Origin of the sequence: Flammeovirga pectinis (assembly GCF_003970675.1) — a bacterium.
GTDB lineage: Bacteria > Bacteroidota > Bacteroidia > Cytophagales > Flammeovirgaceae > Flammeovirga > Flammeovirga pectinis.
In genome coordinates this window covers 1,417,738-1,432,453 of record NZ_CP034562.1, presented here as the reverse complement: position 1 = coordinate 1,432,453, position 14,716 = coordinate 1,417,738, and the positions used below count along the sequence as shown (strand labels likewise).

Annotated in this window: 14 protein-coding genes; 6 read left to right on the top strand and 8 right to left on the bottom strand. The window is 33.5% G+C overall.

Annotated elements, in window-relative coordinates; all coding sequences use genetic code 11:
• Positions 1 to 3: 3 nt before the first annotated feature.
• Genes EI427_RS05740 through EI427_RS05730 form a run of 3 tightly spaced genes read left to right on the top strand, consistent with a single transcriptional unit; the run spans position 4 to position 1,939 of the window.
• A complete protein-coding gene (locus tag EI427_RS05740; protein ID WP_126612567.1) occupies positions 4 to 405 on the top strand; it encodes a TOBE domain-containing protein in 402 nt (133 codons plus the stop codon).
• Positions 398 to 1,063: a molybdate ABC transporter permease subunit gene (gene modB, locus EI427_RS05735; RefSeq protein ID WP_205727904.1), complete on the top strand. Its 666-nt coding sequence runs from the start codon at positions 398 to 400 to the stop codon at positions 1,061 to 1,063. The genes EI427_RS05740 and modB overlap by 8 nt, the downstream gene beginning before the upstream one ends.
• Before the next feature lie 6 nt (positions 1,064 to 1,069).
• On the top strand, positions 1,070 to 1,939 hold the full coding sequence (locus EI427_RS05730; RefSeq protein WP_126612564.1) for a sulfate/molybdate ABC transporter ATP-binding protein: 870 nt from the start codon (positions 1,070 to 1,072) through the stop codon (positions 1,937 to 1,939).
• 8 nt (positions 1,940 to 1,947) lie between these two features.
• On the opposite strand, the gene EI427_RS05725 is transcribed toward EI427_RS05730, so the two are convergent.
• Complete coding sequence (locus EI427_RS05725) at positions 1,948 to 2,232, bottom strand: hypothetical protein (RefSeq protein WP_126612562.1); 285 nt, start codon at positions 2,230 to 2,232, stop codon at positions 1,948 to 1,950.
• A 222-nt stretch (positions 2,233 to 2,454) separates the two neighbouring features.
• Between EI427_RS05725 and EI427_RS05720 the strand changes: the two genes are divergently transcribed.
• Positions 2,455 to 3,129 (top strand): metal-dependent hydrolase, encoded by a 675-nt coding sequence (locus EI427_RS05720; RefSeq protein WP_126612560.1) that lies wholly within the window; start codon positions 2,455 to 2,457, stop codon positions 3,127 to 3,129.
• A gap of 197 nt (positions 3,130 to 3,326) precedes the next feature.
• Here EI427_RS05720 and EI427_RS05715 read toward each other — a convergent pair whose 3' ends face one another.
• The 4 genes from EI427_RS05715 to dnaE form a co-directional block, all read right to left on the bottom strand.
• Positions 3,327 to 4,685, bottom strand: a complete 1,359-nt coding sequence (locus EI427_RS05715) for a carbohydrate porin (protein WP_126612558.1) — start codon at positions 4,683 to 4,685, stop codon at positions 3,327 to 3,329.
• 156 nt (positions 4,686 to 4,841) lie between these two features.
• Positions 4,842 to 5,111, bottom strand: a complete 270-nt coding sequence (locus EI427_RS05710) for a hypothetical protein (RefSeq protein WP_126612556.1) — start codon at positions 5,109 to 5,111, stop codon at positions 4,842 to 4,844.
• Positions 5,112 to 5,249: 138 nt separating this feature from the next.
• Entirely contained in the window at positions 5,250 to 5,504 is a 255-nt protein-coding gene (locus EI427_RS05705; protein WP_126612554.1) for a hypothetical protein, read from the bottom strand.
• Between the two features lie 297 nt (positions 5,505 to 5,801).
• A complete protein-coding gene (gene dnaE / locus EI427_RS05700; protein ID WP_126612552.1) occupies positions 5,802 to 10,067 on the bottom strand; it encodes a DNA polymerase III subunit alpha in 4,266 nt (1,421 codons plus the stop codon).
• A gap of 237 nt (positions 10,068 to 10,304) precedes the next feature.
• Here dnaE and EI427_RS05695 point away from each other — a divergent pair, with 237 nt between their 5' ends.
• Positions 10,305 to 10,922, top strand: coding sequence for a trimeric intracellular cation channel family protein (locus EI427_RS05695; RefSeq protein ID WP_126612550.1), 618 nt, complete (start codon positions 10,305 to 10,307; stop codon positions 10,920 to 10,922).
• Between the two features lie 56 nt (positions 10,923 to 10,978).
• On the opposite strand, the gene EI427_RS05690 is transcribed toward EI427_RS05695, so the two are convergent.
• Positions 10,979 to 11,218 carry a hypothetical protein gene (locus tag EI427_RS05690; RefSeq protein WP_126612548.1) on the bottom strand — a complete coding sequence of 80 codons (240 nt, stop codon included), beginning with the start codon at positions 11,216 to 11,218 and terminating at the stop codon, positions 10,979 to 10,981.
• Positions 11,219 to 11,499: 281 nt separating this feature from the next.
• Between EI427_RS05690 and EI427_RS05685 the strand changes: the two genes are divergently transcribed.
• Positions 11,500 to 12,033, top strand: coding sequence for a dihydrofolate reductase family protein (locus tag EI427_RS05685; RefSeq protein ID WP_126612546.1), 534 nt, complete (start codon positions 11,500 to 11,502; stop codon positions 12,031 to 12,033).
• 15 nt (positions 12,034 to 12,048) lie between these two features.
• On the opposite strand, the gene EI427_RS05680 is transcribed toward EI427_RS05685, so the two are convergent.
• Together EI427_RS05680 and EI427_RS05675 are read right to left on the bottom strand one after the other, a co-directional pair.
• Positions 12,049 to 12,600, bottom strand: coding sequence for a hypothetical protein (locus tag EI427_RS05680; protein WP_126612544.1), 552 nt, complete (start codon positions 12,598 to 12,600; stop codon positions 12,049 to 12,051).
• 230 nt (positions 12,601 to 12,830) lie between these two features.
• Positions 12,831 to 14,708 carry a SusD/RagB family nutrient-binding outer membrane lipoprotein gene (locus tag EI427_RS05675; protein ID WP_126612542.1) on the bottom strand — a complete coding sequence of 626 codons (1,878 nt, stop codon included), beginning with the start codon at positions 14,706 to 14,708 and terminating at the stop codon, positions 12,831 to 12,833.
• Positions 14,709 to 14,716 lie beyond the last annotated feature (8 nt).

Here is a 14,716-nt window from a genome sequence, read left to right as displayed (position 1 = left end):
TGAGTGAATTCGTTAAAAGGTAAAATTACAGAAGTCATATCTGAAGGAATAGCTTCTTTAGTACACGTAAATTGTTCTTCTATCAGTTTCTCGATTGTTGTTTTAGATAATAAAGAGACAAATCAGAAATTGAAAGTTGATTACCCAGTTTGTATACTTTTTAAAAATACCGAAGTAATTATAAGTACAACTTCTTTAGAAGTAAGTAGTATTGAAAATTCATTTCAAGGAAAAATTATTGATATTGACAACGGGAAAATCATGTGCAATTTAATTATTGCTACTGCTATTGGAAATATAAAGGCCTTAATAACTTCCCAACAATTAAATGTTTTAAATTTATCACTTGATACAAATGTCTACCTTGGTATTAAATCAAATGAAATTATGATTGCATATGATTGATTGGTCTCCTTTACTGCTTACATTCAAACTAGCTTGCATCACTACATTATGCTTGTTATTTATAGGTATTCCTTTGGCATTATTTATATCACGTCAAAAATCTTATATCAAAGCAATCTTAGAAAGTATTGTTAGTTTACCAATTGTGTTACCCCCTACAGTTCTCGGCTTTTACCTCTTATTGGCTTTTAGTCCGAATAATATATTTGGAAAATGGTTAGACGATACTTTTGGTTTACGCCTTATTTTTTCTTTCACAGGTTTAGTAGTGGGTAGTTTAATTTACAGCCTTCCGTTTATGGTTCAGCCTGTACAAGCAGGTTTTCAAAGTTTGCCCAAACAGTTGTCTGAAGCTGCTATCCTTTTGGGGAAGAGTAAAATTAATATTCTCTTTAAAGTACTTCTCCCTAACATGAAACCTGCAATTTTAACTGGTATTGTCTTGTCTTTTGCACATACAATCGGAGAGTTTGGTGTAGTACTAATGATTGGTGGAAATATATCTAATAAAACTAGGGTAGCATCAATTGCTATTTATGACCAAGTAGAAAGGCTAGACTATACGAGTGCTGGTAATTACTCTATTGTGTTGTTTATTATTTCGTTTTGTATCTTGTTTTCTCTTTACTTCATTAACAATTCGTTCCTCAAAAAATAAATTATAATGATAGAGATCGCTATTCAGAAAGCATTCCCAAATAAAAAAGATGGCTTTTCTATTGCTATCAATTTTGAGGTAAATGAAGGAGATTTTGTAGGTATATACGGACCTTCAGGAGCAGGAAAAACTACGTTATTACGGTTAATTACTGGCTTATCAACTCCAGATAAAGGGTATTTAAAGGTAGGTGGAAAAGAGTGGTTTAATTCAAATCTAAAAATTGATTTACCTCCTCAAAAAAGAGAAGTAGGAATGGTATTTCAAGATTTTGCATTGTTCCCAAACATGACTGTTCATGAGAATTTAAAATATGCTCTTAAAAAAGGAACAGACAAAGCAATTATAAACCAATTGATTGAGATTATGGAATTATCAGACTTGATAGACCAATATCCCTCAACACTATCTGGAGGACAAAAGCAAAGAGTGGGAATGGCAAGAGCAATGGTACAGTCTCCTAAAGTGTTATTATTAGACGAGCCCCTCTCTGCCCTAGACCCAAAAATGAGACAGAAACTGCAACTTTATCTTATTGAATTACATAAACAACTTAAGCCTACCATTTTTATGATAAGCCATGATATTGGTGAACTTTATAAACTAACACATCAAGTAATTGGAATTAATGATGGGAAAGTAGCAAAAATTGCATCTCCTCAAGAGTTTTTCTCTTCTGCAGATCTAAGCGGAAAGTTTAAGTTTACAGCAGAAATATTAGCAATAGAGAAACATGATATTTTACATGTGGCTACACTTTTTATTGGTAACCACCTTGTAAAAGTAATTCTTGATAAAGATGAAGTTGATAGTTTTTCAATCGGAGATAAAGTCACAGTAGCAGCAAAAGCATTTAACCCAAGTATTTATAAATAAATTCTTGCTTAAGCCCCGACTTCTTCTTCCTCATTAACCTCATAGAATTTATCTAATTGGTATTTTAAAAACAATTCTTCGATTGCTTCTTCATCTAATTCAAGAGACGAAACAAACAGTGGCCTTTTCGTATTATTACTTCCTGATAGCACCATTACAGGATCCCCGTTTTTCAATAATTTTACTTTATTTGAGTTGAGGGTAATATCTAATTCTTTTTTTAGCTGTATCCTTTTTTCGACAGTTAATAGTAAAGAATAATTTAACGCATCGTAGATAAATAGAAACTTCATTTTTTGTAAATCTGGTTCAAGAGAAGAATCAAAACATAAGTCCTAACACTTCTTTCTTTAAAAAATTAAAAGACAAAAATAGACTTAATACCTAGAAATAACAAACAAAGCACCTTTAATGAATACTCATTCACAATAAATAATAAAAAAGCATTACTTTTTAAAAGGGTTATACACTCAGAATTTCTATATTCGTTAGAACAATTAACTAATTCTTTAAAAATGAAAATTAAATTTCTAGGGCACGCCTCTCTGTTAATAGAGTTTGGAGGTAAGAACCTTTTAGTAGATCCATTTATTACACCCAATGAATTGGCAAAAGACATCGATATCGACACCCTTGATGTTGATTATATCTTGGTTACTCATGGCCATCAAGACCACGTTGTTGATGTAGAAGCAATTGCTTCACGCACTAAAGCACCTATTATCTCTAACTTCGAAATTGTTTCTTATTATGGTGAAAAAGGATTTGAAGGACACCCTATGAACCACGGAGGTAAGTTTACCTTTGATTTTGGTACAGTTAAGTATGTAAATGCAGTTCACTCTAGTGTGCTTCCTGATGGAACGTATGGTGGAAACCCTGGAGGTTTTGTACTATGGAACGATAATGAATCGATCTATATTGCTGGAGATACAGCTCTAACAATGGATATGAAACTCATTCCAAAAACATGTCCTAAATTAGATGTTGCTATTTTACCTGTTGGAGATAATTTCACGATGGGTTATGAAGATGCACTTTTTGCTGCGGAATATATTGAATGTAATAACATTATTGGGTATCATTTTGACACATTCCCTCCTATCAAAATAGACCACGAAAAAGCTATTTCATTATTTAAAAGTAGTGGAAAGCACCTTACATTACCAAGTGTAGGACAAACGATATAATAGGAGAAAAGCACCAAGATTATTTATTACGGAAGTGCAGGGTTACTCACATTAATGATGGTGAATAAGATGGCGTAATTGCAGTACTTATTTTATTATTGGTTTCTAGATTTCATAAATACAAAATGTATTCTACTTAGAAAGTGATGATTTATGAAAAAGGTTTATTTGAAGTTGTTCAAATAAGCCTTTTTTGATTAAAACCACCATTCTGTTTTCAACCCTAAATAATGTCCTAGGTTGCCGGCGTTACCCGCTTCGTAATATTGAGAAAGCTGATAATCTTTAACAACATCATTATAAACAGCTATTGTATACACTAATCTAATTTGAGGTCTTGCCATTACAGACCGTTCTCCAGTTGGTACATACACAGGTGCAAAAGTAAATTTATTCATCTGACCCAACCCAGGATCTACACCTACAATTCCATTGGTAAACTCATCAAAATCCCTCAGTTGAAAATTGTACTCTAACATTAATTGAATTTTATCCATTAGATAAATCATAGGTCGAACTCCTATAGATAAATCCCATTTCTGATTTGGTCTATTTTCTGAAATATAAACTGGTAGTTTTGCCCCCATTGCATACCTATAGACGGCATAACCTGTAACACCCCAAAATTTATTTACGTCATAAACAAAGTTTTCTGTAATATTAATACCTCGCGCTCCATCATATTGCCCTTTATTATTTGGGTTTCCAAAGTTGATAAACGATCGAGAAGACCACCCATCATCACCGGGACCATTGGCTATTCTACTTCCATACCTAAGAGTGACATTATTAAAGAAATTTTCTTTTTTATAACTGTGCATTACACCTAATAACCACCCATAATCACTTACTTTATCTATTATAAACTGAGGATCATTGAGAGAATCGTACCCTGTGAAGTGGTATTCTCCAAGAAAATTAAGTTTGTTGTACTCATTTATATCAACTACATGTTGTATAGATAACACGTGTTTTTGTCTACCATCTTCGTAGTTAGAATCACCGTAAGGGTTATTGGGTTGGTCTTGAGAAACCAATGCTTTAATTAATGAAACCGTTGTTTTACCTACAGTTAATCCAAATCCTTGGCCTGTTAGGTTATTAAACTGAAAATAATCGGCTATATCAATATTCTTATCTCTAAAATATTTACTTCCCACCCAAAGGTGAAACGGAACATTAAGTAAAGTGTCTTGTATATCTAGGTACATCTCTACAAAGTTGGTCTTTGTATTGTTCGCTATAAAAGTATTATCACCAGAGAACGATTGAGTGGTAAGTACAAACTTTATCTTCGGTTTGTCTGGCGTCATTTTAAAGATTTTATCAATCCTTGCAACACCTGTCATTTCTATATAATCATTTTCTTCTAATCTACCGCCTAAGGCTCCTTGACCAGTTAGGTTTAACCGAGCTCCCACTTTATCCTCATAAAGAGAAGACGACACACCCACTCTACCGTAGGAATGAAACTCGAACATACGCTCTTGTGCAAATAATGGTTGCCCAAGTAAAATTAGAATTAAGATTGAAAGTAGTTTTTTAAGTATTTGCATTAATGTAATATTTGAAGAGATAGTATACTAAGATAGTTCAATCGGTTGATATTCTAAATATGAAATAAAAAGTAACACAAAAAAAAGTGATACAATTTTGAGTTGTATCACTTTTTTTATTCTAAGGCTATATTTAAGCTCACTTAAGTAAAGTATCTACGCTTCTTTTTTACAACAAGCTTTTTCGCCATTGGCTACTTTTTCTTTACAGCAAGCCTTCGCTTCACCTTTTTCTGAAGCTACTTTACAACTTTCTTTATCACCATTTTTGCAGTGTTCACAAGAAGCACATCCTTCTTTATTTACACAGCAGCTTTCTGTTTTGTCTTTGCAACATGCTTTATTGTCTGCAGTATCAGAAGAAGTACAACAACCTGCAAACATTAATGCTGCTGAGATTGCAATTATAGATAAAATCTTTTTCATATTCGGTAATTATAATTTACATGAAAATACGACTTTTAAAAGATAGTATCACAATCCTTATTTATTATTTCATGATTTATTAGACACAAAAAAAGGCTACTAAAAAAAGTAACCTTCTAATCTTTTTGAATTTTTGGACTAAGCCAACGCTTTTGCTAATGTATCCATTAAAGATTTAGCTACGCTTCTTGGCTTCTTTGTTTTTAAAGCAGCAAGGACTGTTTGTGCTTCAGCAACTTTTTGATAAACGCCTTCTGGGTTGCCATCATTTTTAAAACTAGCAAGTACCCAATTCAAGTCATTAACTTGTTGATCGTACTCCCCTTTTTTATTCAATTTAGTTAATTTGTCTAATGCAGCTTCAGCTGCAGCAACGATTGCTATTTGGCTCATGATTATTAAAATTATTGCAACAGATATAAATTCTTGTATTATTAATGGTACAAAAATAAATGTATATATCTCAATTTGCAAATTATTTACACATTCTAATTAGTTGCAATACAGTTAAATAATAAACGTATCAGATACATTTACCAATTAAAACAAAATTATATATTGACTTAACTGTTAATATTGAAATATAATTTTTTTATAATTTACACTTTAAAATGGTATTTCAATAATATTTTCAAATACGCATTGATTAAAATCATTAATATTTTTTTCAAAAAGACGGTAAATATTGGCTTAAAATACTCTGTATTCTATCCCTTCTAACTGATCTAGCTCATTTAGTAACTCTGTAGAAGGATCAACTTTATAAGATCTTGAGAATAAATTAACTACCATATTATCTTCTCTAGAAATTACTTCTAAAGACATTTCTCTAGTACCCTGATGTTCAGAAACTATAGAAACTAATTCCATAATAGTATCGTCTGTTAAAGCCACAACATCTATAGATAAATCTATTCCTTTACAGAATTGATCTTTTACAGAAGATAACGGCATTATCTTTTTGGGGCTTAATTCCCAAAGACCCGGAGTTCTATAATTTTCTTTTACCTGACCTAATATACATACAAAATCACCTTCGTTTAAGAAGTGCTTGTTAAGGTTGAAGTTTTCTCCAAACATTGCCATTTGCGTGGTTTGTTCGTAATCTTCTAAAGTAAGGATACCAAACTTATTACCGTTTTTACTTTCAAGAATTTTTGCTTCGGTAATCATACCTCCGACTTTGATTTCTTGCTGCTTGTGTAAATCAATATTTTTAACAGGAATACAGAAATTATCTAATTCCATTCTGTACATATCTAAAGGATGCCCTGAAATAAAGAAACCTACAACTTCTTTCTCGAATCTAAGCTCTACTAATTTAGACCATTGTTCTAATTCTGGTAATTTTGGAGGTGGCACAGAACCACCAGTTGAACTACCAAATAAAGAGGCTTGGGCAGAGAGTTTATCCGCTTGCACCCTGTTTCCGTAACGTAAAATAAGATCTATACCAGAATATTTCTCTCCTTCAGGAATATGGAAGTATTGTGCTCTATGAAATTCATAATTATCAAAAGAACCTGCATATGCTAAACTTTCCATTACCTTACGGTTAACAGCTTTTAGATTTACACGCTCTACAAAATCAAAAATAGATTCGTAAGGTTTTTCTTCGCGCCCTTCAATAATAGCATTAATTGGCCCTGAACCAATTCCTTTTACAGCTCCTAATCCAAAGCGAATGGCTCCTTCTGAGTTGACAGAGAATTTGTACTCCGATTCGTTTACATCTGGTCCTAAAACAGGAATACCCATTCTACTACACTCTTCCATAAAGAACGTTACCTTCTTGATATCGCTCATATTATGCGTAAGCACAGATGCCATATATTCTGCTGGGTAATTTGCTTTTAGATACCCAGTATGGAAGGCAACTACAGAATAACATGTCGAGTGAGACTTGTTAAATGCATAGGCTGCAAAGGCTTCCCAGTCAGTCCATACTTTTTCAAGTGCTTTCTGGTCGTGACCATTGCCTGTTCCCCCTTCAATAAACTTAGGTTTCAGTTGCTCTAGTAAGGCGAAAATTTTCTTACCCATTGCCTTACGAAGCATATCCGCTTCACCTTTGGTAAACCCTGCCAAAGATTGCGACAAGAGCATTACCTGTTCTTGATAAACCGTAATACCGTACGTTTCTGCAAGGTATTCATCCATTTTTGGAATATCATATACAATCTCTTCATCACCATGTTTACGGGCGATAAAGTTAGGAATGTATTCCAAAGGACCTGGTCTATACAGGGCGTTCATGGCGATCAAATCACCAAAAACATCGGGTTTTAGTGCTCTTAAGTGCTTTTGCATACCAGCTGATTCAAATTGGAAAGTACCGTTGGTCTCTCCACGTTGATACAGTTCGTATGTCTTTCTATCATCTAATGGAATATCATCTGGGTCGATTTGTATTCCATGTCTTAATTTAATTAATTTAATAGCATCCTTAATGATCGATAAAGTTCTCAATCCTAAGAAGTCCATTTTTAGCATTCCTGCATTCTCTACTACTGAGTTATCAAACTGAGTAACAAGCAAGTCTGCATCTTTGGCGGTAGTTACAGGAATAAATTTTGTAATATCATCTGGTGTGATAATAATACCACAGGCATGAATACCTGTATTTCTAATTGATCCTTCTAATACCCTTGCTGTATTTAAAACTTGACCTTCTAAACTATGTTCTTCGGCAACAGCTTTTAACTGATTGGCCATTTCCATTTGTTCAGAATTCAATTTATCTTCTAACTGTTGATCACTCATTCCAAAAAGCTTTTTCAGCTTCATGTCTGGAACAAGCTTTGCCAAACGGTCTGAATCACTTAAAGGTAAATCCATTACCCTTGCGGTATCTTTAATAGACGATTTTGCCGCCATTGTACCATAAGTAATAATATGAGATACTTGATTAAAACCGTATTTATCAACTACCCAGTTTATGATCTTCTGTCTACCCTCATCATCAAAATCAATATCAATATCGGGTAGAGATACACGGTCTGGATTAAGGAATCTCTCAAATAGAAGATCATATTTAATAGGATCAACATTGGTAATACCAATTGCATAAGCTACAGCAGAACCTGCAGCAGAACCACGACCAGGACCTACAGAAACACCCATATTTCTTGCTTCCGTAGTAAAATCTTGTACAATTAAGAAGTAACCCGGATACCCCGTATTCTCAATTGTTGCCAATTCAAAATCAAGACGTTCTTTTATATCTTCTGTAATTGTACCGTATCTTTTTTCTGCACCAACGTATGTTAAATGCTTTAAAAATGCATTTTCACCTCTTTTCTTTCCATCAATCGCATCTTCAGGGTTAACAAACTCTTCTGGAATATCGAAAGCTGGTAGAAGTACATCGCGTTGTAACTTATAAGGCTCAATTTTATCTACAACCTCTTGAGTACATTCTATAGCTTCGGGTAAATCATAGAATAACTCTTTCATTTCTTGGCCAGATTTAAAATAAAACTGGCTATTAGGAAAACCAAAGCGAAAACCTCTTCCTCTACCAATAGGGGTCGATTTTTTCTCTCCATCTTTTACACATAATAAAATATCGTGTGCATCAGATCCTTCCTCATTTATATAATAAACGTTGTTTGCTGCAAAATACTTTACACCATATTTCTCTGCAAAACGTAATAAAACTTCATTTACATGGTCTTCTTCTTCTAAGCCATGTCTACAAAGTTCTATATAAAAATCATCTTGAAAATTCTCTAACCACCAAACAAATTCTTGCTCTGCTTGTTCCTCTCCCACATTAAGGATAAGGTTATTTACAGGACTTTGTAATCCGCCAGTCGTTGCAATTAAATCTCCTTTATACTCTAAAAGAAGTTCTTTATCGATTCTAGCATATGTACCATCTCTGTCTGTATATGCGCCATCAATAAATCCTTGAGAAGATAATTTTGCAAGGTTATGATATCCTGCCTTGTTTTTAGCAATCAATACCTGCGATGCTCTTCTGTCTGGATCATCTCTTGTAAATTTCCTTTTCTTATGCTCTTTTACAATGTAAAATTCTAAACCAATAATCGGTTTTAATTCTGCTTTTAAAACATCGCGAACAAAGTGATAGGCAGTATACATATTACCATGATCGGTAAGACAAACTGCTTCGCAACCTTCTTCTTGAGATTTAGCCACCAAATCTGCAATAGTACAGGTAGCTCTAAGAATAGAAAACTGAGTATGGGTATGTAAATGGGTAAATTGCACATCTTTTAAACGTGCTAAACCTTCTTCCCTGCTCACCTTACCTCTGCCTAATTCTGTTGCCTGCGTTTTAGACGCAAAATTGGCTTCGTCTAAGTCAGGAGCTTCGTAAACAACTTCTTCTACGGGAACATCATGAATTGGAACAACAACACCATGCTCTATTAATCCAAAGAAACATCTTGCTGTAGCATCAACATCATACGCCGCATCATGGGCGTCTGCAAACGGAACTCCAAATAATTTATTATGAAGTTCTGTTAGTGATGGTGATTTAAATTTACCACCTCTACCACCAGGCAATGCACAAAATTCTGTAGAAGAAATCATGGTGTCGATTACCTCAACACTCATTATTTCACTTTCTAGGTCGCAACGTAAAAATTCTGCACCCGTTACATTGATATCAAATTGTAGGTTATGACCAATTTGTCTATCTGCTTTGGCTAGGTCAATACGAAACTCTTCTAATACCCCTTTCAGATCGTGGCCATGTTCAATTGCATGATCTGTAGTAATACCGTGAACTTTTGTTGCATTAAATGGTATGGTATATCCATCAGGCTTCACAATTAAGTTTTGCGCCTTAATTAATTTACCATGATCATCGTGTAACTGCCATGCGAGTTGAACCACTCTTGGCCAGTTTTCTAGATCTGTTATTGGTGCATTAAAGTTCTTCGGTAAACCTGTGGTTTCCGTATCGTATATGATATATGCCATTGCAGGATGTCTTTCTAAATTTGAGGTTACAAAAATAGAAAAATTATCCACAAAATCTTAATCTAATTTAGTATTAAAATATTTCAAATTTTGAGTACCCAACAAGCTGACTACTAGCAACTAAGACCGTTTATTAATTTTACTAGCAACTGATTTTAAACTGTTTACATTTTTTCACTAAAGAAGTATTGTGTGCTATATTTTTTTTTTAATCTTTGCGCACAAATTTTTAAGCACATGGAAGAAATATTTTACTATATAGGTATTATTGGATCTTTTGCCTTGGCAATTTCTGGGGCGCTAGTTGCTATGAATAAGCGACTTGATCCATTTGGTGTTCTCATAGTAGCCTTTGTAACTGCTGTGGGAGGAGGAACGTTAAGGGATATCCTTATCGAAGGGAGAGATATATTTTGGATTACGGACCCCAATTATATCTATTTTATTCTTGGAGGGGCAGTTTTTGCCATGGTATTCCAAGATCGATTAGAGATTTTACGCGTTCAACTTTTATTGTTTGATACCATAGGTCTGGCCTTATTTACCGTTATAGGGGTTCAGGTTGGTTTATCGTTTGATTTAAATTATACAATCTGTATTATTTTAGGAGTTATTACTGGAGCTTTTGGCGGTGTATCAAGAGATATTTTAGTTAACGAAATACCTGTAATTTTCCAGAAAGAAATTTACGCTACAGTGAGTATTATTGGTGGTGGTTTCTACATTCTTCTTGTACATTTTGAATGTAAAGACGGTATCTATCAATTGCTTCCTATTGCTTTAATTATAGTACTAAGATTAATTGTAGTTTATAAAGAAATAACACTACCTTCTATTTATAAAGAAGACGAATAAAAAAAGGTGATACATTTAGTAATGTATCACCTTTTTTTATTCAAATTATATACTTTCTATTTATTTTCCGGTTCAAATTCAGGGTTTTCTTCTATTCCTCTACTAATCATAAAAGGCCAAACACTAGAAAAAATCAGCACCGGTACATATACGTAATAACGTTGCGGAACATCTATTCCTTTAGACACTAAAAGCGTTTTAATAACTGCCCAAGCACCTAATAATATTATTGTTAATAAAATGCCTAATTGAGCAATTGGCATAAGCTGTATTGATCCTAATTTGATTGGCTTCATATTATATGTATAAATTTGATAGATTCCTTTTAAATAATATACTAACTATATACGAGTAAGACACAAAATTGTTTAATAATTATTGTAATTTCTACAATTAATCACATCTTTTTATAATTCAATTACAATCGTGTCAAAAACCCTCTTAACTACCTTAAAAACAATATATTTAAATTAAATAATTATTTACATTACTACTTAAAAACACATTTACAACTTTTTGTATAGTCAGATTTATTTTGTTAACTTCTACAAATACTGATCTAAAAATTTAACAACCCATGAGAAAAATAATCTGTTACATTGCTACAAGTATAGACGGGAAAATAGCTGATTCTAAAGGAGGTATAGAATGGTTAGACGATTTCACAAACCCCGAAAAAGAACGTTATGGCTATCAAGAATTCTTTGATAGTATTGACACCACAATTATGGGCAATTCGACCTATCAGAAAATCCAAAGCCTAGATGTAGAATTTCCTTATACTGGTAAACGTAACTTTGTAATTACTAAATCTAGCGAAAGTGATAACGATGCATACGTCACTTTTTTACACGAAGACATTATTGAACAAATTAAAGTGCTAAAAGAAGAAGAGAACGAGAAAGACATTTGGCTTGTTGGCGGAGGGAAAGTGAATGCACTTTTAGAAGATCATAGACTTATTGATGAACTCCGTTTATTTATTATTCCTGTAGTGATTGGTACCGGTATACCTCTTTTCCAGCCAATTGGTACTAAAACAACTTTTGATTTAATTTCTAGTAAACAATATCAATCAGGTATTATAGAATTGAGATACATAAGAAAATAATTATTTGTATTTTCTTTAATCTACTTTGTCCATCCAAAATTCTAAATGAAATTTATAAGTAACCCCTTCAGACCTTTCACTTCGATCATAATAGCAAAATAACCTATCCGGTTCATCATCATAAATACGTATTCTAAATCTAGTATTGTCTACTACAAATACAGCCAATTGATAATTTTTGGTGCTTGTACTTTGAACATTAGATTCTCTGTATCCCCACTCCGATTCGTGTAATCCTTCAGTAAATAATTGGTATTCTTCTACACTAAAATATCTATAAATATGTCCTTTATCTAAAGCTTGGTTTGTTTCCCAATTAACAATCCCATTAAGTTGAGCGGTAACTGAGTAATCCACAGAAACTTCTCCTGGACCATAACTCATTGTAGATGAAACATCACGAGTATTTGGGTCAAAATTAGTAGTGTAGGTAACATTGGATATGCTCCAATTTGCACTGCTTATTATATTGGTGTTTTCAAGTTCTAAAATTGAAGGATCTGAATAAGTCTCACACGATAATAAAAAAGTAGTACAAGCAATTAAAAGATATGATAGTAATTTCATGATAATAATTAATTCTAGGTTTCAATAAGTCTACAAAAAAAGCTTCTGAAATGTTTAGAATTTACTGATTAATACCATGTTTTCTTATTTTCTGACTATCAGCAACTTAAAATGGATTTTAGAATGAATATTTTAATAAAACACAACTTAAAAACAATAGTAAAAAGCATAAAAAAAGGCTGCTCTTGATAAACAAAAGCAACCTTTCTACTTCTTAAAGAAATCTATTATTATCTAAAGCTCATCCATTGGTAAGCAGAGATAAAGTCTGAAGAAGGATTTCCACCCTCCTGACTAGATACTGCTTTACCAACATTTGTTGGATTTACTGTAAATTCTCTGTTTGGATAAGGAAAACGAGAAGGTCTAATTCCATTTGTAATACCACCTGTATGAAGTTCTACAGATACCGTACCTGATGGCGTTGCCGTTTCGTCTGTTATTGGGTCTTTATCATAAACAGGTAACGTTACATCTTTATTCTCTCCGTTCATATTTACAGGAACAATTGAAGGAAGATGCGTTCTATTCCAAATTGCAAAAGCATTGTAACCATTTCCAATTTGTGATAACCAATGTTGGTAAATTACATCCTCTAATTTATTTGCAGAGCTAGAATATGCATTCACTTCTTGTGTGATATATTCTTCTACTGCCACATCCCATAAATAACCTGGCTCAGTTTGTTCTTTGTATAAATCTACAAAAGCAGTTACATAATCTTGACCAGCATAAAATTGAGGGTACTTTTTAATGGCTTGTTCTATACCCATTCTAAAGTGATCTACAGAACTTGCACCAATCCAACCTCTTTCTGCTGCTTCGGCAATCATAAAATGCACTTCATCAGAACCCATAATCATAGATGGCGACGTTGCGTTTAAAATTGTATTAGGGTTTACTGCTACTAATTGAGCATATTGTCCTCCATCTTGGAAAGAATAGCCCATATTATTAATGTAATTACCATCATCATCTCTAGACTGAATAGTAAACGCAGAATACATTACTTGATCACCTTTTTGATATACTCCTCTATTACCATCAGGTCTATCGCCAGATTTTGCACCTCTGTAATGAATTCTTTTGAACTCACTTCCATTAGAATCATCGTAAGCAAACGGGTTATAATTTGTGTAAGCAGATACATCTGTAAATGCAGCTGTAGAAGAACCCGAATTATCTATATGAGAAGCCACCCAAAATAAACGTGGATCTTTTCTTTTCTGCATAGATTCTAACGACATATCCGAGAAGAAATGGTAAGAAACACCACCTACTCTACCTTCGTTGGCAGCTCCAGATCCATTGACTGTTTGTCCCCAAGGACCACCAGATTCATTATGTCCTAAAACAGCAGATTCTGCTAAAGAACTAATGTAACCTGCTGAATTTGTATACGCTTCGTTAAAAATTTCCTTACCTTTATTTGGGTCAGCACTCGACATAAAAATACCGATTTTCATAAGCAACGAGTTCGCTAACCTTGCCCAACTTGAAGCATCACCATTATAGTAAAAATCTTCGTTATACGTAGACCCATCATTTATCTGATCTCTAGCCACTTTTAACTCCGACACCATTTGTTCAAAAACAAACTCTTGGTTATCATATTCTGGGTAAAGAATTCCTTGAGAGTACCCTTTACCTGCCTGAGAATAAGGAATGTCTCCGTACATCATGGTTGCTCTTAGATAGTTCACTACTTTTGTTATAGCAATCTGACCTAATTTAGCACCATTTTCCTCTCCATTCAGTTCCATATCTTTACTTACTCTTACTTGAATATCATCGATATTTTTAGCAATATCATTGTATATCAAGCTAAAAGTAGCTTCTGTAAAGGCATCACTTCTATTAAAACCTGCACCTGTTGTGTATTGTGGGTTCATAGAAATTCCAGACATAGGACCAGCCATAATCAAGTTACCTCTGTACCCTTCGTGTCCGCTAGAAAATAATTTTGCTTGTATAAACGTAAACTGATACTTTGGATCCATGTCTCCACTCGTATAATCGTTATCGTTCATCTCTTCAAAACCTTTCGTACAAGCCGAAGCCAATAAGATCGATCCTGCTAATGCTGTATATTTTAATAATTTTTTCATTGTTGTCT